Source organism: Croceivirga sp. JEA036 (assembly GCF_011882165.1).
Taxonomy (GTDB): domain Bacteria; phylum Bacteroidota; class Bacteroidia; order Flavobacteriales; family Flavobacteriaceae; genus Croceivirga.
Genome location: NZ_JAATON010000002.1, coordinates 789,605 through 813,119, shown reverse-complemented (window position 1 = coordinate 813,119; position 23,515 = coordinate 789,605). Strand labels below are relative to the sequence as shown.

The 23,515-nt window shown below is 38.7% G+C and carries 18 protein-coding genes; 15 read left to right on the top strand and 3 right to left on the bottom strand.

All coding sequences use genetic code 11. The features are described 5' to 3' along the window. The 11 genes from HCO57_RS08505 to HCO57_RS08455 all read left to right on the top strand — a co-directional run. Window positions 1-902: transposase (locus HCO57_RS08505; RefSeq protein ID WP_245167566.1), on the top strand; the 902-nt coding region annotated here is incomplete at its 5' end. A gap of 80 nt (window positions 903-982) precedes the next feature. Next, complete coding sequence (locus HCO57_RS08500; RefSeq protein WP_167988661.1) at window positions 983-1,564, top strand: hypothetical protein; 582 nt, start codon at window positions 983-985, stop codon at window positions 1,562-1,564. 177 nt (window positions 1,565-1,741) lie between these two features. Next, window positions 1,742-2,479 carry a hypothetical protein gene (locus HCO57_RS08495; protein ID WP_136949120.1) on the top strand — a complete coding sequence of 246 codons (738 nt, stop codon included), beginning with the start codon at window positions 1,742-1,744 and terminating at the stop codon, window positions 2,477-2,479. A 175-nt stretch (window positions 2,480-2,654) separates the two neighbouring features. Further along, complete coding sequence (locus HCO57_RS08490; protein WP_136949121.1) at window positions 2,655-3,062, top strand: hypothetical protein; 408 nt, start codon at window positions 2,655-2,657, stop codon at window positions 3,060-3,062. Window positions 3,063-3,352: 290 nt separating this feature from the next. Continuing rightward, a complete protein-coding gene (locus tag HCO57_RS08485; RefSeq protein ID WP_167988660.1) occupies window positions 3,353-4,075 on the top strand; it encodes a hypothetical protein in 723 nt (240 codons plus the stop codon). A 310-nt stretch (window positions 4,076-4,385) separates the two neighbouring features. Then, on the top strand, window positions 4,386-4,976 hold the full coding sequence (locus tag HCO57_RS16775; RefSeq protein WP_167988696.1) for a DUF4870 domain-containing protein: 591 nt from the start codon (window positions 4,386-4,388) through the stop codon (window positions 4,974-4,976). A 115-nt stretch (window positions 4,977-5,091) separates the two neighbouring features. Then, window positions 5,092-5,526 (top strand): hypothetical protein, encoded by a 435-nt coding sequence (locus HCO57_RS08475; protein WP_167988659.1) that lies wholly within the window; start codon window positions 5,092-5,094, stop codon window positions 5,524-5,526. Window positions 5,527-5,676: 150 nt separating this feature from the next. Beyond that, a complete protein-coding gene (locus HCO57_RS08470) occupies window positions 5,677-6,558 on the top strand; it encodes a restriction endonuclease (RefSeq protein WP_167988658.1) in 882 nt (293 codons plus the stop codon). A 2-nt stretch (window positions 6,559-6,560) separates the two neighbouring features. Further along, window positions 6,561-6,884 carry an HNH endonuclease gene (locus HCO57_RS08465; protein ID WP_167988657.1) on the top strand — a complete coding sequence of 108 codons (324 nt, stop codon included), beginning with the start codon at window positions 6,561-6,563 and terminating at the stop codon, window positions 6,882-6,884. A 147-nt stretch (window positions 6,885-7,031) separates the two neighbouring features. Further along, a complete protein-coding gene (locus HCO57_RS08460) occupies window positions 7,032-8,699 on the top strand; it encodes a hypothetical protein (protein WP_167988656.1) in 1,668 nt (555 codons plus the stop codon). Between the two features lie 35 nt (window positions 8,700-8,734). Continuing rightward, window positions 8,735-10,894 carry a prolyl oligopeptidase family serine peptidase gene (locus HCO57_RS08455; protein ID WP_167988655.1) on the top strand — a complete coding sequence of 720 codons (2,160 nt, stop codon included), beginning with the start codon at window positions 8,735-8,737 and terminating at the stop codon, window positions 10,892-10,894. A 113-nt stretch (window positions 10,895-11,007) separates the two neighbouring features. Here the strand turns inward: HCO57_RS08455 and HCO57_RS08450 are convergent, their stop codons facing one another. Continuing rightward, window positions 11,008-12,312: an alpha/beta hydrolase family protein gene (locus HCO57_RS08450; RefSeq protein ID WP_167988654.1), complete on the bottom strand. Its 1,305-nt coding sequence runs from the start codon at window positions 12,310-12,312 to the stop codon at window positions 11,008-11,010. Between the two features lie 174 nt (window positions 12,313-12,486). Here HCO57_RS08450 and HCO57_RS08445 point away from each other — a divergent pair, with 174 nt between their 5' ends. Beyond that, complete coding sequence (locus HCO57_RS08445) at window positions 12,487-13,227, top strand: SDR family oxidoreductase (RefSeq protein WP_167988653.1); 741 nt, start codon at window positions 12,487-12,489, stop codon at window positions 13,225-13,227. Window positions 13,228-13,246: 19 nt separating this feature from the next. Next, a complete protein-coding gene (locus HCO57_RS08440; protein WP_167988652.1) occupies window positions 13,247-14,644 on the top strand; it encodes an NAD-dependent succinate-semialdehyde dehydrogenase in 1,398 nt (465 codons plus the stop codon). A 558-nt stretch (window positions 14,645-15,202) separates the two neighbouring features. Here the strand turns inward: HCO57_RS08440 and HCO57_RS08435 are convergent. Further along, on the bottom strand, window positions 15,203-15,904 hold the full coding sequence (locus HCO57_RS08435; protein ID WP_167988651.1) for a carboxypeptidase-like regulatory domain-containing protein: 702 nt from the start codon (window positions 15,902-15,904) through the stop codon (window positions 15,203-15,205). A gap of 92 nt (window positions 15,905-15,996) precedes the next feature. Further along, window positions 15,997-16,857 carry a DUF4328 domain-containing protein gene (locus HCO57_RS08430; protein ID WP_167988650.1) on the bottom strand — a complete coding sequence of 287 codons (861 nt, stop codon included), beginning with the start codon at window positions 16,855-16,857 and terminating at the stop codon, window positions 15,997-15,999. Between the two features lie 114 nt (window positions 16,858-16,971). Here HCO57_RS08430 and HCO57_RS08425 point away from each other — a divergent pair, with 114 nt between their 5' ends. Both HCO57_RS08425 and HCO57_RS08420 read left to right on the top strand, forming a co-directional pair. Beyond that, entirely contained in the window at window positions 16,972-20,112 is a 3,141-nt protein-coding gene (locus HCO57_RS08425) for a WD40/YVTN/BNR-like repeat-containing protein (protein WP_167988649.1), read from the top strand. A gap of 287 nt (window positions 20,113-20,399) precedes the next feature. After that, window positions 20,400-23,495 (top strand): WD40/YVTN/BNR-like repeat-containing protein, encoded by a 3,096-nt coding sequence (locus tag HCO57_RS08420; RefSeq protein WP_167988695.1) that lies wholly within the window; start codon window positions 20,400-20,402, stop codon window positions 23,493-23,495. The last annotated feature ends 20 nt before the right edge of the window (window positions 23,496-23,515 follow it).

The window sequence follows — 23,515 nt, the reverse complement described above, 5'->3', positions numbered from 1 at the left end:
AAAACCCCCAAATTTCTACCGCTGACCCTGATAGTAGGCATCAAATAGTTCGTGGAAGCATTACCGAGGTATCCTATACAGCCCAGACCATGGTCGATGAGAAACATAAGCTTTTGATAGATGGCAAACTCACCGCTGAAAATGATAAAAAAGCCATGGGTATAATGCTTAGGCGTTCTAAAAGTATTTTGGGAAGCAATGATTTTACAGCCCTCTTTGATAAGGGATACCATACTGGGAGTGAGTTTAAAATAGCACATGACTTAGGCATAGCTACCCTGGTGGCCATTCCTGAAATAGGCAGGAGTTCACAGGCTCCTGACCCTAGTTACAATGCAGAACACTTTGACTATGATACCAATACCGATTGCTACACCTGCCCACAAGGTCATACCCTTACTTCCAATGGCAGTTGGTACAAGGCAAGGAATTACTACTTTAAACAGTACAAAACCAAGGCCTGTAAAGGGTGTCCCGTTCGTCAGCTGTGCACTAACGCCAAACAGAACGGAAAAATCATCCAACGCTCCGAGTTTACCCAATACATAGAAGGCAATAAAAAAAGAGTAGCCACGGCTCCTGAAACCTATAAGAAACGGCAAGCATTGGTGGAGCATCCCTTTGGCACTATAAAACGTCAATGGGGATTTGACCATATCATGACCAAAAGAGGAATGGAAGCCGCCTCAGCTGACTTTGGACTTATACTATCGGCTTATAATCTAAAACGAATACTGAAAATCCTCAAAGTGCAAGGGAAAGAACTTATTACCGCATTTTTAAGGTATTTTCAACTTATTTGGAAGCCAATAGGCACTATTAAAAAGGGTTTTAAATCACTTAATGGTAGTTTGGAGCAAAACAAAATTTCGCCATCCTTTTTACAAGCTTCGGTAGTTTGAAACTAATAAGCTAATTTTAAATTAAAATCTGAAGGCGGTTTTGGGACAGACTGCCGTTAGGGAAAATTAGAAAAACCAAAATGACAGAGAAAGAAATTCAAGATATTTTACTACCAATAATCGGGCAATTTGTTTGGGGAGTAAAACAAGGATATGGTTCATTCTTGAATTTAGAATTTGGAAAACCCATAACGGAATTTAGCAGAATACATAAACCTAAAGGAGAGAACAAATTTCCATTTAACGAGTTTGAAAGCAGACACGTGACAATTAAAGGAGAACATTCATTTTTTATATGTATGTCTAATTGGAAAATCTATGCAAAAGGGAATATATTGGCTCACGATGAGAGCGAACGAGATGAAATTAAATTTGCACTTGGATTTATAAATGGTCAAAAACTGAATAGCATATTAATAAATACAAAAGAAAACATAACGGAATTGGAATTTGACTTGGGTGGAATATTAGTAATTTCTGGGAAAAATTATGCTGACGAAATCAACGAAATGTGGAATTTTTATACTGAATCTGAAAAAGTACTGACTTATAGAAATGACAGAAAAGCTACTTATGGAAAGGCAACGACTGAATATGGAAAAGAGGAATTCAGTAAAGTTAACGGAATAATAACTTGCCCTAACAAGGTGTATAAAACATAGCTAATAAGTACTAAACCGAAAGGTAATTGCTTATTTACAAAGACCGCCAAATTTTTAATTTGGCTTTTAAAAGAGAAAAATTAAAACAAAATAAAAAATTCGGCTCTGTGTTAATCGAAAAGTTAGTGTCTTTTTGCACGCTACGTTTCATACACAAGACCATTGCAACCAATTAAGATGAACGAAGAGATTAAATTTAATTTAGAAGCCTTATTAAATGAATCTTTGAAAAAATTAAATTCATCTTCTTTACAATCAATTGTTGATGACTTTCTTCTTTCAACCCCTTATTTCATTAATTTAAATCCTGAATCATCTCAGGATAAACCTACTTATAATGAAATTGAAAGAGTTAAAAGAGCTCTTAAAAATCCTGAGTTAATAAATTCCTTTGAGGTGGCCAGAAAAATGGAATTTAATAAAGACGAGATTATAAAAGAATTAAAAAGTGATATTCTTAATTCAATTCCTGAAATGAAAGAAAGTATTACAAGAAGTAATATAAAGTATAAGAAACAGATACTTTTTTTAGAATATGACCATGAACCAATAGCCTGCCTCTGTGGGTTTGGAAAAGGGAGTTATCCAATTTTAAAAAACCCTGAATACATCGACTACAATTATAGAGAAGAATTATACAATGGAATTGGTAAAGTAGATTATCGAAAAATTTGGAAAAACCTAATCGAATTTGACCAGATACTAGATGAATTAAATATTTTTTATCAAATTATTGATACAGAATTGTATCATAATTTATCAGATTCTTATAGATATAAAACATATTTATTCCTTTACGAGACATTTGACGAATTGAGTATTGAAATATTTGAAGGGATACCTATAGAAAAGCCATTAATGATTTATGGAAATGAACACGATTTGGAGGCCATAAACATTTATGCTTTTACTTAAATTAACTGGTTACAACAACGGCTATTCCTCATAGCCTATCGCTCGGCTAATTTTTTGTACATTTCAAAGAAACTAAAAGCGCCTACGCTTGGCCACGAAGGCATAGCCAGGGACGTTGAATGCCACTCAACGCAACCAAATGATTAAATATCTACTATTAAATAAAATAGACGATATGAAAAGTAAATTAATATTTGAAATTATCTCAATTCTTTTTTTGAGTCTTTTATCCTGTGAGTCTAATAATCCTGATGGAAAGTGGGAGGATAATATAAAACTTTCGACTAAAGAAGTAAGTTTTTCTGCCCAATCTGATGCTGTAATTATAACAACCGAGGGAACTTCATGGTGGATTAATGGAATAGGTATGAATGACGACTGGAGTTACGATATAAGCGGAATTGATACTATGCAAGACAATTTTTTGATCGAAGAACCTGAATTTACTATTGAAAGGAAAAATGCTAAAGAAATTCACATTTCTATGACTGAAAACCAATCAGCCATAGAAAGAACCCTAACAATTGGACTACAAGCAGGAAATTATTTTGACGGAATTAAAATTATACAATCTGGTAATTGAAAATATAAACGGTATACAACAAAGAGTTGAGGTAAAAACCAACTTTTTTCTACTTTAAATTTAGGCCTATTTTTTCTAGCAAAATTCCTGCCCCCGCTATCACTAGTTTGCTCATCTGCAAAGGAAACCACTTTTGAACAAAGAAGAACTTGGTGAAAATTTAGCTATAATTCATTGATCGAAAATTTCCTAAACGGTTTTCAACCGAAATTGCCTATATTTATTCCCAACCGTGTGGTCCGCGCTTTATTTGGTTGCAACTCGCCATACGTTTAAAGTTACCAATAATTATGAAAAACAGCATTTTGACAATATTATTCTCATTCTTATTGACTTTGGGTCTTGCTCAAACAGAAGTCTATTACCCTGAATTTAACTATGATAATTCAAAAGATGGAACTTATGAAAACAAAAGTTTTTCTAAAGAATTTTTGGACAAAGAACTGCCAATTATCAAACCGAATTTGGAAACTCTTAATCCTAAAAAATATCCCAATTTCCTAAATCCTAACAATAGAGAAATAGTACTTTTTGAAAACCATAATCTGAATAGCTTAAAACCAGTTGCGAAATTAAATAGTTTAACCCAAGTTTATATTGACTCTATAATTTACAAATACAAGTTTAAAGACTTGACCAATTGCGTTTGGAATAGAATATTGATAAAGGAAAAATATTATTACACAGACGCTGATATTCACGACTTTTCTCTGACAAAGAAATTGAATAAACTCAATCAAAAAGTAGAGATTATTGGACAAAATGAGGGTTACGATGGAGCATATCATTTAGGTTACCCAGAACATTTTTTTATGATTTTTACCGACATAGAAAATAAGGTTATAAATAAAACTGATGTTCTTAAATTTTATTTAAATGACGAATTTGCGATGGAAGAAGATATTCTAAAGGTAGATTGGAATGAAAAAAATAAAACGTATGAAATAAATTTAATTGGAGCAGATGACAAAATAAAAGTTATTTGGAATGGAAAGACATTTGAAATAAAATAACTTGTACAACAGCCACAATGCCTAAATGTAATGTGGATTTTAGGGTTAGACCGAAAATTCTGAATGCATTTATGATGACGCTAATTCTTATAGGTTTAGCATTTAACAATAAATGAAAATAAAAACAATAAGCTGTAGCTCCGTCGCCAGATGGAAACTAAAAGTCTCCTTGCCTGCCCTAATTGCCATAGCCGCAACGTTGGCACCAATTAAAAACGCAACAAAATCAATAGATTGACAAGAATGTCGCAAAGAAACCGTTATCAAAAAGATATTCTCATAATTAGTTTTGTGAAAAGAATAACCCAAAATTAATTATGAACGAAATCGGAAAAAAATTAAAGAATTAAGAAAGAGAAAAGGTCTTTCTCAAGAAGAATTAGCGGAAAAAGCGAAAGTAAATTTAAGAACTATTCAGAGAATTGAGAATGGCGAAAACAAACCCAGTGGAAACACGATTAAGCTAATTTGTGCGGCATTAGATACATTACCTGAAAAAATAATTAATTACGGAAAGATAGAAGACGTTAAAATTCTTTCACTTATGCATTTATCCGTCATTACCTATTTAGTTATTCCAATTGGCAATATTCTTATTCCGTTAATTTTTTGGATTTCAAAAAAAGATAAAATTGTGGACTTGGATAATAAAGGGACCCGCCTTCTAAATTTTCAAATAGTATGGACCGTTTTGACAACTTTAACTCTATTTTTGTCTCTATTGACCGCAACATTGGAAATATCATCTAAACCAGAATATGCTATTGTTTCGTATTCTCTTTTGGTGCTCTTTATTGCCTTGAATATATTGAACATTGTGTTCGCAATTATAATTTCAATAAGAATAAAGGGAAAGAATAGGTGCACATCCTATCCCAATTTAATAAAACTAATAAAATAACTAGTGCTATCGGGTGTTGTTATAGACGTGTATAAGAATTGGTTTATCTTTAGTGTTATAGAAGTATTTATCGGATGAAGCGTATTCTATTTTGTAATTCATTTAAACTAAGTCTATGAAATTTAGCCTTCTTTATATCATAACCATATTTATTGCTTCAACTGTCTATGGACAAGAAGTTCAAGTAATTGGAGAATACGAAAAAAATGTAGAAACCAATGATGGGTCTATTTTGGTATGGACTGTTCATCTAAAAGAAGATAGTACATTCTTGTATAATTTTTACCGCAAGTTAAATTGTGATGCGTGTAAAGAAGAAAACTTTTGGGGAAAAGGAAAATGGACTGCTAAAGAAAATGTAATTACAATTCAATCCGAAAAAGAAAAAGATTTGGATAGTATTTACACAATGGATTTTAGTGTTACTAAAGCTAGAATTAAGAGTCAGTCTAAGCGAAATTTATCTGCCAAACGCATTCCAAATAAATTGATTTTCTATGATTCGCCCTTATCCTTAATTAAAGGATTGAAATTGGAAAAAAAATCTTAACATATTTCAATAGTGCCTCTAGTTCATTGATCCAGAATTTCCTAATCGGTTATTAACCGTAATTTGCTATATTTATTGCTAACCGTGTGGTTAGCGCTTTTTGGCGTAGCTCGCTATACATTTGGGGATGTACGTAATTTAACTAACGAAATGGAAATACCTAAATTTCACGAAACATTCATTCCTATTCTAAAGGTTTTAGAGAATGGAGAAACTCTACAAACTAGAGAAATGTATCAAAAGATTATTGATAATTTCTATTCCAAATTAACTGAAGAACAATTAGAACAAAAGACAAAAAGTGGAGATAGATTAATTATTAATAGAATTGCTTGGGGAAAATCCTATCTTAAAAAAGGCGGATATATAGAATTTCCGAAAAGAGGTTTTGTAAAAATCACTGAGAAAGGAAAATCCCATAATTCAAATAAACTAACCCTTAAACAAGTTGAAAGTTCAGATAATTTCTTAGAATTTTACACGGAGGAAGATTCTGATAAAAATCCTGTGCCAACCAAAATTTCAAACGCCACTCCACAGGATTTAATTGACGAAGGATTTAACTCAATAGATATTCAGGTTAAAGATGAGCTTCTTGAAAAGTTAAAAACAATAGACCCTTTTTATTTTGAGAGAGTTATATTAAAATTATTACATAAAATGGGCTATGGTGACTTCATTGAGACTTCAAAAACTGGTGATGGAGGGATAGATGGAATTATTAATGAGGACAAACTCGGACTTAACAAAATATACATTCAAGCTAAAAGATACGGAGAAAGCAAAGTACGAGAAAAAGATATTAGAAATTTTATCGGAGCAATTAGCGGAGACACTCCAAAAGGTGTTTTCGTAACAACTTCAACTTTTGATAAAGGGGCAATTAAAAAAGCAAATGATGCTCATCACACAATTATATTAATTGATGGGTTAAAATTAGTCGATTTAATGCATCAATACAATGTCGGTGTCCAAATCAAAATGATTTATGAAGTAAAAGAACTTGATAACGATTTTTTTGATAGTGAATAAATATGGCAAATAAATGGGGAATTCCGATTGAAGTGGAAAAACATGTGTTATCAAGAGATAGGTGCTGTGTTTATTGTGGAGTAATTTTCACTAAAAATAATAATTCAAGAAAAACAAAACAATCATGGGAACATATAGTAAATGACATTAGAATAAATGGTACTGATAATATAGCTCTTTGTTGTATATCTTGCAATGCCAGTAAAGGCTGTAAATCATTAGAAGATTGGCTTAAAAGTAAATATTGCAAAGACAAAGGAATTACAAAAGATACAGTCGCATTTGTAGTTAAAGAAGCAATAAAGAATAAACCTGAACTGAAATGAAAAACATATTACAACAACCAGACCTAAAAACCACTCCATTACCACATTACGTTTAATGCCTTTTTATCTAGACCAAAATCCTTTATTTTTAGGAATTCAACGATAACCCCACCATTTCGGCCAATTAAGAAAATCCACCAAGACTATATGAGAACCACTACCATCTTGCTCCCTGTCTTAGTAATGCTTTTGTTTACTTGTACCATAGATGCAAAAGAAAAGAACGGGAAAACAACACCGATACAAACTACAACCAATGATTATCAAGATTTAGTAACCTTGTTCAAAGAATGGCGGCGTTTTGAAACACCGCCAATGCACGAAGGTGCTCCGGATTATCGTAAAGCTACGTTTACTAAGCGTATGCCTGCCTTTAAGCAATTAAGAGCGCGCCATGCTGCCATTGACACTACCGGCTGGTCTATCCCTAACAAAGTGGATTGGATGGTAGTTTGGGCAGAGATGAATGGTTTTGATTTTAACCATCGTGTACTAAAACCATGGGAGCGAGACCCTGCATTCTACAAAACCATTTGGACCGCCAAAAGTGATGTGCCAGCACATGAAGGCCCCACGCATCATGGTACCTTGGAACTATGGACGTATACTTTTCCGTTGAGCGATGCTGCACGAACAAAAATGCTCAAGGAGCTGGCCGTGATTCCATCCTTGAACGCACAAGCCAAAACTAACCTTACAGGCAACGCTAGAGATTTATGGGTTACGGGTATCAGAGATATTAAAACCCAATCCTTAGTACTTGAGAAAATGAAAAGTGCAGCGGGTGTAGGTGCCGATGAAGCCCTGATGGCTGCCATTGAAAAAGCCCAAACAGCCACAAATCAACTGGTAGCATGGCTAGAAGCCCAATCCGATAAGAAAATAGGTCCTTCAGGTATTGGAAAGGAGAATTACACTTGGTATATGCAAAATGTGCATTTGGTTCCACTTACTTGGGAAGATGAGGTAATGATTTTAAAAAGAGAATTGGCCCGTGCATGGTCGGCATTAAAATTAGAAGAACACCGCAATCGCAAGCTCCCCCAATTAGTTGCCGCAGCCTCTCCTAAAAGTTATGATGCCTTAGCCAATCGCGCAGCCAACAGCTTCCTCAACTTTCTAGAGAGCGAAGCCATTTTAACGGTCAAAGACTATTTTGAGCCCGCTTTACGGGAACATTTGGGCACCTTTGTTCCAGAAGAAACAAGAAACTTTTTTTATATCACTTCGCACTACGACCCTCGCCCTCTCTTTTCTCACTTTTATCATTGGTTCGAGTTGGCTAGAATGGAAAATGAGCCCAACCCCAGTGAAATTAGAAAAGGGCCACTGTTGTACAATATCTTCGATTCTAGAAACGAGGGCACAGCCACGGCCGTGGAAGAAATGTTTATGGATGCGGGTTTGTATGATGACGACCCTAGGGTGCGGGAGATTGTTTACATTATGATTGCGCAACGGGCAGCAAGAGGACTAGGTTCGCTTTATGCACATGCCAATGAAATGACCATGGAAGAAGCTGGAAGTATACACTCAGAATATACCCCTAGAGGGTGGATGAAAACGGAAAAAGAACTATTGATATTTGAGCAGCACTTGTATTTAAGACAACCGGGTTACGGTACCAGCTATATTACAGGGAAATATTTGCTAGAAGCTGCTATGGCCGCATATGCGCGTGATAAAGAACTAGAGGGGGAGCCGTTTGTGCTCAGTGATTTTTTTGATAGCATAAATAGCATAGGTAATATTCCTGTGGTATTAACGCAGTGGGAAATGACTGGCAATGCTGACCATATGGTAATGATGAAGTAAATGGATTTTTAGAAAATTTATATTGAAATAAACAGATGAACTACATTTCTTTTTGGCAAAAATGGGCTTTAACGGTCGTTTTAACAGTACTAACCGGAATTGTTACAGCACAGGAAACAGCGCTTACCCTGGATGCCATTTTTGCATTACCAAAACGTACAGGGACAACACCGTCAAAACCTGTTTGGGCACCCAACAGCGAACATTTTGCTTTCTCTTGGAGTAAACCCGGTGTTTCTGGGCGTGGCCTTTGGATATCTTCAAAGGATGGGAACGAGGTACGACTTTTATCCAACACGGAGTCTGCGCCAGTGCGCGATTTGGTCTGGGTCAATAAAAATACCATCATCAGTCTACGTGGTAACCATCTATGGCAGACAACGTTGCGCAAAAGGGAAGATTCGGAATTAATGGCGGTAACGGAAGGCGCGCACAGCCTATCAATGTCACCAAACGGTAAGCAATTGGCGTATGTAAGTAAGGGCGATTTATGGCTGGCGGACTTGACTACCAAACAAAATCAACAGCTTACCAAAATTGGGATTGCAAGCCTGTCTAATTTAGGAAAAGGACGCTATAGTAGACCTGAACGTGAAATTGGTCCGGGTATTTGGAGTGGTCCAACTTACAAATGGGCTCCAGATGGGAAACAAATTGTTTTTCATGCCGTGGATAGACGTGAGATGCAAAAGGTGCCCTTTCCAAATTACCTTGCTAAAGAAACCACCCCTAACGAAGTACGCAGAAGTTACCCGGGAGACCCCAACGAGATACGTAGGGTGGGTTTGCTCCAGTTAGATAGCCAAGCGATAACGTATTTGGATTTACCGGAACCAAGTGCCAATCAGATTATAGATTTCAACTGGTCTCCAAGCGGTTCATTATTAATTGACGTAGCTTCTGATACCGCCGTGGAGCGTAAACTATTTGTTGTTGCTCCTAATGAATCCAAACCTCGTGAAATTTGGAAAGGCGTTCGCGAGAGCCGCATGTACACCTCTTTTGGGTCCAATTGGCATCCAGATGGGCAGCAGGTTGTTTTTTTAAGCGATATGGGCGACCGTTATGGGCTTTATGCCTTAGACCCATCAACTGCTAAGAATACCCCAAAATTAATTACAGATCCTTCTTATGATGTACTGTCTGCCCCAATGAATGCGGCAAATAGACTGTTTTATACTGGGAACGGTGTTAACCCGTACGAACAACACGTGTATCGCTTGGATGCATCAGGTGGCAAACCTGAGCAGATAACGCAATTAGCAGGTCAAAACACAGGTTATCCTTCACCAGATGGTCAAAATTTGGTAGTCTTGCATAGTAACGACACAGCACCTCATGAGCTTTACGCAATACCTGGCAAGGGTGGAAAAGCCAAACGAGTGACCCATTCGCCATTGCCAGCGTTCACAGAGCAAACGTGGACAAGTGCGGCTTACGTTACTTTTCCTAGTCTTGTAGACGACTACACGCTGCATGCCCGGATGCTTAAACCTGATAACATGAAACCTGGTAAAAAGTATCCCGTAGTTTTTGGTCCCGTATATTCCAATACCGCTAGGAACCGCTGGGCTGGTAATTACAGTCTTGTACAGCAACTGTTGGTTAAGAAAGGTTATATCGTGGTGCAGGTAGATTCACGTGGCAGTAACGGTTATGGTAGAGCATTTCGGGAAGAGTTTTTATTGGGTTTTGCGGACCAAGACATAGAGGATTATGCAAGTGCGGTTGCCTACCTTGAGTCCTTAGATTACGTAGATCCCAATCGTATGGGTATTTGGGGCAGCAGTTATGGTGGTACCCTATCTGTGTACTCACTATTAAAAAAGCCCGGTTTATTCCAAGTTGGCGTTGCTGCAGCTGCGGCTGTGGACCCAGTGTTTTTTGGTACAGATGATGTTGCTATTGTGCGTACCCCACAAACACATCCAGAGGTTTTTGAAAGAAAGGCAATTAAGTACGCAGCCAATTTGCAAGATAAGCTCTTGTTTATCCACGGTATGCAAGACCACGTGGTGCCATTTAAGACTACGGCCGTTTTAGCTGAAGAACTGATTAAACAGGGTAAAAACTTCGATTTTGCTTTTGCACCGGGAGCAACGCACGGATGGAGTCGTGAACCAAATTACGACCGTTACCTTTTTGGAAAACTCATCGAATATTTTGACCGATACTTGGCCGAGCCATCTGAGTAAATCTTTTTTGTGTTTTACTAACAGTTAAGGATAATCAAACTAAAAATTAAACCCCATACTTAAATGCTCAAGTATGGGGTTTGCTATTTTGTACAACAACTATTAGTAAAAAGCTATTCCGCTGGTTTTTGGTGTAGCAATTCTAAACCAGTAACCGACCGCGGTTTAAAACCCTTCCAATTGGTTTTGTTTTCTGTAGTCTCTACATCTAAAAAGGCATCGTTATTTTCATCTTTAAGATGAAGGCCTAGAAAAGCTGTTATAAAGTGCTGATTGATATTGTTGATTCGCCTAGAATCCCATGCAGGTTCTGCGTAGCGGTAATATTCATCAAAATGCAATGCTAAATTTAAAGCTTCTTTTGGCGCAGGGTTGGGTGCTACGTTATGTCTGGCATTGGCATAGGTGAGCAAGTACCTGTCGCTATAAATAGCCTCCTCGTAAATGGCTTTGATACCATTTTCATATCCTGAAATATCGTCCTGATCCCCAGCTATAAAAAAGGTAGGTACTTTAATTCCTTTTAAGTTGTCTGCTGTCCAAACGCCTCTTTCTTTACCCCACGGCGCCAAAGCAACCACAGCTTTAATTCGATTGTCCTTGCTGTTTTGATAGGTGGCATTGCTCGCCAAGTTTACCGTAATCGCATCATTTCCTTTAGTCATCGTTTTAAAAAACGCACCTAAACCATCACTATAGCCACCGCCTGCAACGTTTAATACGCCGTAACCGCCCATGGAATACCCAATTAAGGCAGTTTTATTGGTGTCTACCAAATTTTCCAGAACCGTATTGGAACCTTTTTTAGAAATAGCCTCAATAGCATTCAATACAAACTTAATGTCTAGCGGCCGGTTTAATAAAGTGCTGTAAAAAGCATTGGCATCTTCAAAAGTGCTGTCTGTATGCGCAATAGCTACTACCACATAACCCTTAGAAGCCAAATTCTCGGTCAAATACGTCATTAGGTAACGAGACCCAACATAACCATGAGAAACAATGACTAGGGGATATTTTTCCAATGGCTTCTCTGGTACAGCATCTCTCAAAGCTCTTCCTTTAAACGTAAAAGGGATGAGTGGTCTTAAGCTATCATTGGCAAAGCCCATATAATCTTGGTATTCCGTGGTGGTACGGTTACCTTTTTTATTAACTGGATACCAGACTTCTGTGGTCAAGGGTCTGTTGTAGGTTACTGTTTTTTCGCTTGTGGAGTTTAAAATGTCTACCTGATTAGGATTTTCAAATTGCATGGTTTTTACTCCTACAGAGTATGGGCCTCTAAACGCCAATTCTGGCGCATCTGGTAAAGGGTCCCCATATACAAATTCTTGTGCTGCAACGGTCAATAGACCAAAGTTAAATGCGAGCAGTAGTAACATCCAATGGTGAACATTGGATAAAGCAGTTCGTTTCATTTGTGTTCAGTTTTAGTTGCTGTAAGATACGTAACCTTAGAATAACAGTGTTCACGGTACTAAAAATTTAATGGCCGTAACATTTGTGTTTTCAGCATATCCGTCAAGGAAAACGGGAATCGCACTAAAGGGCGTGCTCAATTCTTGGCAACTTTGTAGAAAAAGAAAATTGCTATGAATTTAGAGAATAAAGTAATCGTGATTACAGGTGCCTCTAGTGGTATAGGTGCCGCAACTGCAAAACGTTTGGCCAAAGCAGGTGCAAAAGTTGTTTTAACCGCTAGAAGAGAGGAGCAGTTGCAAGATTTACAAGAAGAAATTAAAGCGAATGATGGTGAAGCCCTTGTGGTAGTTGCAGATGTGACCAACAAGGACGATATGCGCCAAGTTGCGGCAAAAGCAAAAAGTACCTTTGGTACAATCAACGGAATTATTAATAATGCCGGTGTAATGCCATTGTCTTATATCGATAAATTAAAAACAGAGGAATGGGACCAAATGGTTTCTGTAAATATTAACGGGGTCCTTAACGGTGTGGCTGCGGTACTGCCTACATTGATGGAAAATAAAGGCGGCCATATTATTAACATATCTTCCAGTGCGGCGCATAGTTATTTCCCAGGTGGTGCGGTGTATTGCGCAACAAAGGCGGCAATTAAAATGTATTCTGAAGGATTGCGTAAAGAATTGGCTCCCAAATATGGTATCAATGTTACGTCTATAGAGCCTGGATTTACTTCTACGGAATTAACGGACACTATTACTGATGATGATATTCTAGATATGATGAAGGATATGCAAGAAATGACTCCGCTACAAGCAGAGGATATTGCAGAAGCTATTTATTACGCTATGGCACAACCACAAAGAGCCAATGTAAATGATGTTTACGTAATGCCAACAGAGCAACATTAGAATTTATAAAAGAAGAATGATGGAGACGATAACAATAGAAACACAAAAAATAGAAACTACAAACCCTGCAACGGGCAAAGCGCTAAGTAGCTACCCGCAGATGACAGATGTTGAGGTGGCCAATGCCGTGCGCAATAGTCATAAAGCGTTTACCTCATGGCGACACAAATCGTTAGAGGAGCGCGGAGAAATTATCAAGAATATTGGTAAAAAGCTTTTGGAACATACCGATGAGCTTGCACAGTTAATGACGGACGAAATGGGCAAGCTTTTATCTCAAAGTAAGCACGAAGTGGAGTTATGTGCAGCAATTTGTGACTACACTGTAAAAAAAGCGCCAGAGCAGCTAGCATCAGAAAAAAGAGAATTAATGAATGGGGGCGAAGGCATAATTACCTATTCCCCAATGGGCGTAATCTACGGTATACAGCCATGGAATTACCCTGCTTACCAAGTAATCCGTTATGCTATAGTTAATCTAATGGCAGGGAACACCGTACTGTTAAAGCATGCGAGTAACGTTACCGGAACAGGTAAGTTGTTAGAGAAAATTTTTAATGAGGCAGGATTGCCAGAGCACGCTTTTCAAGCGCTGATTATAAATCACGACCAGTCAGATGCAATTATTAAGAACAATCTAGTACAAGGTGTTACGTTAACGGGTAGTCCAAGCGCTGGTAGAATAATAGCTGCAAAAGCAGCCAAGGTGTTGAAGAAAACAGTGATGGAACTAGGGAGTAACGATGCTTACTTGGTTTTAGCAGATGCGGATGTAGAAGCTGCTGCAGAATCTTGTGTAAAGGGTAGAATCTACAACAATGGGGAAACCTGTATTGCGGCTAAACGGTTTATTGTAGTAGATGCCGTTTATGACGAATTTAAAAAAGCTTTTGTTAGCAAAATGAAGGCTTTAAAAATGGGCGACCCAACTAAAGAAGAGACCGAATTGGGTCCAATGGCGCGTAAAGATTTAAGAGAAGAATTGCACCAACAGGTAATTGAGAGCGTAGAGAAGGGTGCCAATGTGCTTTGCGGTGGACAAATGCCACAAACGGATGGATATTACTATCCCGCTACAGTATTAGAAAATCTAGAACCTGGCATGCCCGCTTTTGACGATGAATTGTTTGGCCCTGTAGCTTCGCTAATTAGAGCAAAAGATACGGATGATGCCTTGCGTATTGCCAATGATAGTCAGTTTGGACTAGGGGGTGGAATCTTTACCAAAGACAAAGAAAAAGCTATTGAATTGGCGCAAAATCATTTTGATACCGGAATGGTATTCATCAACTCCTTTGGTTTGGCGAACCCAGAAATGCCATTTGGTGGTATTAAAAACTCGGGTTACGGTAGAGAACATGGAGGTTTTGGTATGCGCGAATTTGTGAACGTAAAATCAGTTATCCTTTCAGAATAGGAGGATGGTGATTTGTGATGGTGAAAAGAGGGTTTATGGCCCTCTTTTTTTGTTGGTATTACTCAATTTTCATTTCCGTAGATAAAGTTGCGCATGGATTGATAAATCTTCTTTAGACTAAGAAATTAAACAAACAATCAAGTGTTTTCCATATTGGTCATGCTGAACTTGTTTCAGCATCTGTTTTTTAAGTTTTGAGATACTAGTTAAAAGTTATAAGATTATCTTCTTTGACAATGTAGCTGCTACCTTTAGTAAGGGGTGCTGTCCGCAGGACAGGCGTCTGCTTTTATTCAAGTACGAGGTTAAAAGTTAGAATGAATAGTGAATCAGTATGTTATCGTCATTTCGATAGGAGTAGTAAAGTTACGACTGAGAAACCTCTTAGTAAGTAAAAAGTACGAAGTATTAAGTGATGTTTTCTTGGTCATTCTAGACTTGCTTCAACGTCTTTTTAAGTGTATATACTGCCTAATAAAAAAACCATAGCTTTAAATTGTGGTCTCTGGTATTTTATTGCTCACTCAGTACAGCGCTAGCTGGGGAATTAAAACAGAGTCAATGCTTCTTTCGAAATAGATTACCGACCCGGTGTAAAAAATTTGGCTTTTCATCAATAACTATTTCACCTAACAACTCTTCTTCCATTTCTGTAAGTTGTATTTCAAGATGACTTGAATTTAGAATTACTTTTTGTTCTTGTGTTTCAAAACCAATATAACGGATGATTAAGGTAACCTCGCTATTGAAATAACTGCCATCCAATTGCAAACAAAAATTACCATCAAAATCGGTTTCCGTTTTTAACTCAGTTCCTTTAATACTAACAGTTGCACCTGGTAGCGGACCTGAATAATCTTTTACCGTGCCCGTAAGAGTTAAATTGTTGAGTTTGGCAGTAGGTTGGACGGCTACTCTACCTAAAACATGTTCTACTTTTTGAGTAGGGCAAGTTTTTGGCTGCTCTTGAGCTAGGGCAGGAGCTGTTGTAGCAAGTATACTAGTAAATCCCAATAACAATGTGTTTTTTCTAAAATTGGAAGAACTGGTTTCTTTCAATGGAACATTTAATTGTGCTGCTTTAAAACGCCCACAGATACGTTCTCCTTTATTCACTTTTCTCGCTAGCTCCTGCGTAGATGTTTTAGTAAAGTCTATCACTTCTTTTGCACAGCTTTGGCAGAATGCCCCTTGTTGTGTTGGTGTCATCTGATTCCAGTTTTCAGAACAAGGATTAGGAATGCTTAATTGTATACGCATCTGGTTTATTTTTTGCTAAAACTAGTATTTGGCTATGAAGAATTAAATCATGAATGAGTTAACAGATAGTTTCAATGAGTAAACAATGCTAGTTATAGAGCAGTAGTATCACTACTTTCAAAAGAGCCTGCTGTGGCTTCTCTTTCTAATTGTAATAAGGTCTCTTCTTTCTCGTTAACGCGTTTAATTAAAAATATGATGCTTAGGGTTAAAGGGATGCCTATTATTAAACTCATAATTTGCAAATTAGAAGATTGTATGAGCTGCTCTATGGTTTCTGCATTCATCGTCTTTTTAAATACCATACGGTCAATAATACCTCCTACTATCCATAAAAACCACCAGACAACAATTAAGGTGTAATTGGTGGTACTCCGTTGAACGGGACTAAAGGCGTTGATATAAGAACTTAGCTTAGTGTCTATCTCATTCATTATTTGTACGGGGCGGTATAAATTCAAAAAGGGTACAAACCAAGCTCCTGAGGCCCACCCTTCATCGTGCAAGGTGTATCCACGTAAACCTAAATTGTAATACGCTCGTCTAAACCAGCGAATAAACAAAACAATAATAACGATGTAAATAATAAAATTTAATAGACCAATGGCAGCTTCCCGTAAATCATTAAAGGTGGCGAACATTTCGTCCACTTCAACACCATTTTGGAGGTCTTCTAAAATGCGAATATTAAAATAGGAGGATATGATACTGGTTATTTCTACTACGAGTAAGGCCCAAAGAAAGCCTACCACCCATTGCGAACGTTTTTTATTCGGACGTATCGCTTGGGCCTCAGCCACTGGTTTGGTAATGGATTCGTCCTTTACATAATCAACGCAACTGGTATCAAAATTGGCTTTAGCTTTGGTTAAGAAACATAGAATTCCTGCATCATAATCTAAATAACGGTGATTACAGCTTTTACAAAAGGCTAGGTGTTGTTGTCTGGTCATGATTTGGGTTTATTTAAAAACGTTAGTATTCTGCTTCGTATTGTATATCAAAAAGTTTTGAGTATTAGGAAAATCACTATTTTTAAGACTGACTAATTCAACTTGCTTAAAAAAATGAGAACCACGCTTCAAAAAATGGGCATTGTACTATGTGCCCTTGCTTTGGCAATTCCTACGGCCCAAGCACAACGCAGGAAAAAACAAAATCAAGACACAGCTCCTAAAGAAGAACTGTATTCTAGTTTGGAATACCGCTTGGTGGGTCCGTTTAGGGGTGGGCGTTCTGCCGCAGTAACCGGTGTTCCTGGAGAACCTAACCTCTATTATTTTGGTGCTACCGGTGGTGGTGTTTGGAAAACTTTAGATGGAGGTAGATCATGGAAAAATATTTCTGACGGCTATTTTGGCGGTAGTATTGGAGCCGTTGAGGTTGCTAAAAGCGACCCTAATGTAATTTACGTTGGTGGTGGGGAAAAAACCCTACGTGGCAATGTATCTAGTGGTTACGGTATTTGGAAAACAGAAAACGGGGGTAAAACTTGGGAAAAAGCCGGTCTAGAGAAAAGTAGGCATGTGCCAAGGCTTCGGGTGCATCCTACGGATTATAATACCGTGTATGCCGCGGTTTTGGGCAATATTTATAAACCCACCAAAGAACGCGGTATCTACAAAAGTACCGATGGCGGCAAAAATTGGAAACAGGTTTTATTTGTGAATGACCAAGCAGGTGCTGTGGATTTAACTTTTGACCCAAACAACCCTAGAATTTTATATGCGTCTACATGGCGGGCGCAGCGCACACCTTATTCCTTAAGTAGTGGTGGCGAGGGTTCTGCCTTGTGGAAAAGTACGGACAGTGGTGAAACATGGACAGAAATTTCCAAGAATGAAGGTTTCCCTACGGATACTTTAGGCATTATAGGGGTTACCGTATCGCCAAAGAATAGTGAGCGTGTTTGGGCCATTGTAGAGAATAAGGATAAAGGTGGTTTATACCGTTCAGATGATGGTGGTAAAACTTGGAGCCAAGTAAATAGTGAGCGTAAACTACGCCAACGTGCCTGGTATTACACCCGTGTGTATGCAGATACGGAAGATGAAGATGTGGTGTATGTGCTTAACGTAAGATACCACAAGTCTACCGATGGCGGTAAAACATTTAAAACCTTTAATGCGCCGCACGGAGACCATCATGATTTATGGATTTCTCCAGAGGATTCCAAACGAATGATTATTGGGGACGATGGTGGCGCCCAAGTAAGTTATGATGGTGGTGAAACGTGGAGTACGTACTACAACCAACCAACAGCACAATTTTATAGGGTTACTACGGACAATGCTTTTCCATATCGTATTTATGTGGCGCAGCAAGATAACAGTACGCTGCGCATTAAACACCGCTCAGACGGTAGCTACATTGGCGAAGCCGATTGGGAGCCAACAGCGGGCGGTGAAAGTGCCCACATAGCGGTAGACCCCTTAAACAATGATATTGTTTACGGAGGTAGTTATGACGGATTTTTAACCCGGGTAAACCACGATAAAGGTACTACTAGGGGCATTAATGTGTGGCCAGATAACCCAATGGGTGCGGGTGCAGAGGCTATGAAGTATCGTTTTCAATGGAATTTCCCAATCATTTTTAGTAAGCACGACCCTAAAAAATTATACACATTTTCTAACCACGTGCATTTAAGCACCAATGAAGGGCAAAGCTGGGAATTGTTGAGCGATGATTTAACACGTAACGACCCTACCAAACTTGGTTCTAGTGGAGGGCCCATAACCCAAGACAATACCAGTGTAGAATATTATTGTACCATTTTTGCTGCAAATGAAAGTCCGCTAAAGGAAGGTCTTCTTTGGGTAGGTAGTGATGATGGTTTGGTGCATATAACCCAAGATGGAGGTAAAACATGGAAAAATGTTACGCCAGCGGGCATGCCAGAGTGGATGATGATCAATAGCATTGAACCTTCCGCTTTTGATGAAGGTACGTGCTACGTGGCAGGTACGCGTTATAAGTTGGGCGATTTTGCACCCTATTTGTATAAAACCACGGATTATGGGGCTACCTGGACAAAAATAACGAACGGTATAGAAGATGAGCATTTTACTAGAGTGGTTCGTGAGGATCCAAAACAAAAGGGTTTATTGTATGCCGGTACAGAAACAGGTATGTATATTTCTTTTAATGATGGTGCTTCTTGGAAACCTTTTCAGTTGAATTTGCCTATTGTGCCTATCACGGATTTGGCCATCAAAGACAACAATCTAATTGTAGCCACGCAAGGTCGTAGCCTTTGGATGATAGATGATTTAACCGTACTACATCAGATAGCAAGTGCTGATACTAATGTTGCGGCCAAACTTTTTGCGCCAAAAGATAGTTACCGTACCAAAGGTAGGGCAGCCTCCAAGCCAAGTTTGTTGCAAGGACAAAATCACCCTAATGGAGTAGTTACCCATTTTTATTTAAAAGCTTTTGATAAAGAAAAAGATACCGTTCAACTAACGTATTTAAGTAAGTCTGGAGATACTTTGGCCATGTACAGCAGCATGGCAAAAGATAAAAAACAGGCCTTAAAAGACCTTAAAGCCGGTGGCAATACCCATGTTTGGGATACCCGCGGTAAAGGTGCGGAAAAATTAAAAGGTATGATTCTTTGGTGGGCGTCTTTAGAAGGAGCTAAAGCAGTTCCAGGGGAGTATAAAGTAAGTCTTAGTGTAAATGGTAACATACAAACGGAAAACTTTAAAATTTTACCGGACCCTAGAGCAGAGGTTTCTGTTGCTGATATGCAAAAGCAATATGATTTTATAACGAGCATAAATGAGACTATAGATAGAGCGCATCAGTCTATAAAAAAGATTCGCGCTATAAATACCAAGCTAGATGCCTTTGTAAAGCAGTACAACGATAATTCGGCCACAAAAAGCTTGGTAGAGAAGGCTAAGGGTATGAAGGAAAAGTTTGTTGAAATAGAGAAAACCCTATATCAAACCAAGAATAGAAGTAATCAAGATCCGTTGAACTTCCCAATTCGCCTGACCAACAAGCTTGGTCACCTGAACAGCCTTGTCAGTATAGATGATTTTCCACCAACGGCACAAGATATAGCGGTTAAAAACGAGATGACAGCTAAAATTGAAGCCCAATTAGAGGCGTTTGATGCCTTAGTTGATGAAGAAATGAAGGCTTTTAATGCGGAGTTCAATCAGCTTGGTTTAAATTATTTGTCCATTGAGGAATAGTCGTAAGATTTATCCTTTCAGTTAAGTGCAGTACCAAACAGGAAGAAAGTACATACTTACCCCGGCTAACGCCACCCCTCCTTGAAGAAGGAGGGAACAAGTGAATGATGACTTAGTACTTAAAAGATATAGGCATTTAGTTAAAGGTCCTCCCCTAAGTTAGGGGAGGTGCCCACAGGGTGGAGGGGCCTGTTGAATCAGGCATGTATTAACTGGAAAAACGATTAATTAGTAAGATAATTTTAGATAAAGTGAATATTAAAAAAGCTGTTTTACTACTAGCATACATGGCAATTACAGTTACTTTTGCCCAATCTGCTAACGATTATTTTAAGCCACTTAAATACCGGAACATTGGTCCGTTTAGAGGTGGGCGTTCCGTAACTGCAACCGGTGTTATAGGTGATCCGCTCACCTATTACATGGGTACTACGGGTGGCGGTTTGTGGAAAACGACAACTGCTGGCCAACGCTGGGAGAATATTTCTGATGGTTATTTTAAAACAGGTTCTGTAGGTGCTGTTGCGGTGGCCCCTTCCAATCCGAACATCATTTATTGCGGAATGGGAGAACATGCGCCACGAGGGGTAATGACTTCTTACGGTGATGGGGTTTACAAATCTACCGATGCCGGTAAAACATGGAAGCATCTTGGACTTGCCAAAACGCAGCATATTTCTCGTATCGTTATTCATCCTTCAAATCCAGATATCGTTTATGTAGCAGCACAAGGTGCTTTACACCAAGGGAATCCAGAACGTGGTATTTATAAATCGGTAGACGGCGGCAAAACATGGAAAAACACTTTGTTCGTCAATGAACTTACCGGAGCATCAGAGTTGTCTATCGATGCCAACTACCCTGAAATTATGTATGCCGCCATGTGGGAACACCAACGCAAACCCAATAGGGTAGTAAGTGGTGGTGTAGGTAGTGGTTTGTACAAGTCTACGGATGCTGGGGAAACTTGGACCAAAATTCATAAAGGTTTACCAGAAGAAAAAGGTAAAATGGCCATTGCGGTAAGTGGTGCCGATTCCAATAGAGTTTATGCGTTGATTGAGAGTGATTCCAACCAAGATAAAGGTGGATTGTTTGTATCGAATGATGCCGGTGCTTCTTGGCAAATGGTGAGTGGAGATAATAGATTGGTACAACGCGCCTGGTATTATATTGAAGTTTTTGCAGACCCAAACGATGCTGATACGGTGTATGTGCTAAGTGCTCCAGCCTTACGTTCTACCGATGGAGGAAAAACATGGGAAACCTTATCAGGAACACATGGAGATTATCACGATTTATGGATTAATCCAGCCAACTCCAATAACATGGTAATCGCCAATGACGGTGGTGCCGCGGTGAGCTTTGATTTTGCCAAAACCTGGTCGCCACAAGACAATATGCCAACTGCACAGTTCTATCGCATTAGTGTTGATAATTTATTCCCCTATAATATTTACGGAGGGCAGCAAGACAATACTTCGGTACGGATTGCCAGCAGGTCTTTAGGAAGGTATAGTATTGGTGAACAAGATTGGACCTATGCTGCAGGTGGGGAAAGTGCCTTTTTGGCGTTTGACCCAGATAATCCAAAATATGTTTTAGGAGGAAGTTATTTGGGCACAATTGAAGTGTTAGATATGGAAAGTAAAGCTTCTACTCAGATTATGGCAGCTCCTATTCAGTATCTAGGTCGGGAAGCGCGTAACATGAAATACCTTTACAATTGGAATGCGCCGATAATAGGTTCCAAACACGAACCAGGCACCTATTACCATGGTGCACAGTTGGTACTGCGTACACGCGATATGGGTAAAAATTGGGAAGAAATCTCTCCTGATTTAACGCGTGATATTGATGAAAAACAAGGTAATGGTGGTGGACCATACACCAACGAAGCCGTAGGGGCAGAAAATTACGGCACCCTGGCCTATATGATAGCATCGCCACACGAAAAAGGGGTGCTGTTAACGGGGAGTGATGATGGCTTGGTACACATTACTAAAAATGGAGGTGAATCTTGGGAAAATATCACACCCAAAGGAATAGGGGAAGCTTTGATTAATGCCATCGAAGTATCACCACACGACCCTGCCACCATTTACATTGCTACGACAAAATATAAGTTTAACGATTATACCCCGGCCATTTACAAGAGCACCAATTATGGTAGCTCTTGGGAGAAAATCAATACGGGAATTCCCTACGGAGCCTTTACCCGTGTAGTTCGGGAAGACACTAAACGTAAAGATTTGCTGTATGCCGGTACCGAATTAGGGATGTATATTTCGTTCAATGGCGGTACTAATTGGGAACCTTTTCAGTTGAATTTACCCACTACGCCAATTTTGGATTTAAAAGTACACGAGCGCGATTTAATCGTAGCGACTTCCGGCAGGTCTTTCTGGATTTTAGATGATTTAGATGTGCTTACTGCTTATAAAAAAGGAGATACCAATGAAGTAAAAATCTATCAGCCAGACGACGCTTACTTAGGGTCGTGGGGAAGCCCAATGAGTGGTAATACCGATAAATTTACTGGAACACATCCTTTTGAAGGTATAAATCCAGCAAATGGAGTGGTGTTGTATTACGAGTTGCCTAAGTTGGATGATGCTGCAAACATCACCATTGAAATAAGCGATGAAAAAAATAAATTGATTCGTTCATTTACTTCGGAGAAAGATTCAACCTATGTGCCCCACAACGGAGGAGGTGCACCACCGGCGCCCAGATTGTCCAAGAACGAAGGGCTCAATCGTTTTGTGTGGGATATGAAGCATCCCATAATGCCAGGTGTTCCGGGTGTATATATTGAAGCCGGTTTTACAGGACATAAAGTAATTCCGGGTAACTATAACATTTCGCTAAAAGCGGACGGAAAAACCGTTACGACCAAGGCGGTAATTACAAAGATACCCACCTACAATTTATCTGCAGAAGACTATCAGGAGTTTGATGCTTTCATGAGTGCTATGGAGCAGGAATTAACCGCCATGCATCAACAGGTGAATAGATTGTATAAAATTCAGAATAAACTGAATGGTATTTTGCCTAAAGTTAAAGACGAGGAATTAAAGCAGAAAGGAAAGGAGTTGCTAGCCAAACTTAAATCTTGGGATGAAGAGATGGTGCAACGTAAATCGCAAGCCTATGATGATGTGGAGAATTTTCCCAATAAGTTTACTGCAGAGTATCTGTTCCTAATAAATCAAACCAATAGCGATATACCAAGGGTAAATACAGCTAACAAGCAACGTAAAGCGGAATTGGATAGACAGTGGCAAACCCTTAAGGCAACAGCAACAGATTTAGAACAAAATGCTATACCAGTCTTTAATAAATTATTGTGGGAGGCAGGTATTGGCGCGTTAAGTATATAAGCGAGCCAAAGCTTTTAAAA

Bases quoted from the DNA above. Each gene is read 5' to 3' on its own strand.
- HCO57_RS08495 (WP_136949120.1), top strand. From the start codon at position 1,742: ATGAACGAAGAGATTAAATTTAATTTAGAAGCCTTATTAAATGAATCT.
- HCO57_RS08455 (WP_167988655.1), top strand. From the start codon at position 8,735: ATGAACTACATTTCTTTTTGGCAAAAATGGGCTTTAACGGTCGTTTTA.
- HCO57_RS08425 (WP_167988649.1), top strand. From the start codon at position 16,972: ATGAGAACCACGCTTCAAAAAATGGGCATTGTACTATGTGCCCTTGCT.
- HCO57_RS08420 (WP_167988695.1), top strand. From the start codon at position 20,400: ATGGCAATTACAGTTACTTTTGCCCAATCTGCTAACGATTATTTTAAG.
- HCO57_RS08465 (WP_167988657.1), top strand. From the start codon at position 6,561: ATGGCAAATAAATGGGGAATTCCGATTGAAGTGGAAAAACATGTGTTA.
- HCO57_RS08500 (WP_167988661.1), top strand. From the start codon at position 983: ATGACAGAGAAAGAAATTCAAGATATTTTACTACCAATAATCGGGCAA.
- HCO57_RS08430 (WP_167988650.1), bottom strand. From the start codon at position 16,857: ATGACCAGACAACAACACCTAGCCTTTTGTAAAAGCTGTAATCACCGT.
- HCO57_RS08470 (WP_167988658.1), top strand. From the start codon at position 5,677: ATGGAAATACCTAAATTTCACGAAACATTCATTCCTATTCTAAAGGTT.
- HCO57_RS08435 (WP_167988651.1), bottom strand. From the start codon at position 15,904: ATGCGTATACAATTAAGCATTCCTAATCCTTGTTCTGAAAACTGGAAT.
- HCO57_RS08460 (WP_167988656.1), top strand. From the start codon at position 7,032: ATGAGAACCACTACCATCTTGCTCCCTGTCTTAGTAATGCTTTTGTTT.
- HCO57_RS08475 (WP_167988659.1), top strand. From the start codon at position 5,092: ATGAAATTTAGCCTTCTTTATATCATAACCATATTTATTGCTTCAACT.
- HCO57_RS08490 (WP_136949121.1), top strand. From the start codon at position 2,655: ATGAAAAGTAAATTAATATTTGAAATTATCTCAATTCTTTTTTTGAGT.
- HCO57_RS08445 (WP_167988653.1), top strand. From the start codon at position 12,487: ATGAATTTAGAGAATAAAGTAATCGTGATTACAGGTGCCTCTAGTGGT.
- HCO57_RS08450 (WP_167988654.1), bottom strand. From the start codon at position 12,312: ATGAAACGAACTGCTTTATCCAATGTTCACCATTGGATGTTACTACTG.
- HCO57_RS08485 (WP_167988660.1), top strand. From the start codon at position 3,353: ATGAAAAACAGCATTTTGACAATATTATTCTCATTCTTATTGACTTTG.
- HCO57_RS08440 (WP_167988652.1), top strand. From the start codon at position 13,247: ATGGAGACGATAACAATAGAAACACAAAAAATAGAAACTACAAACCCT.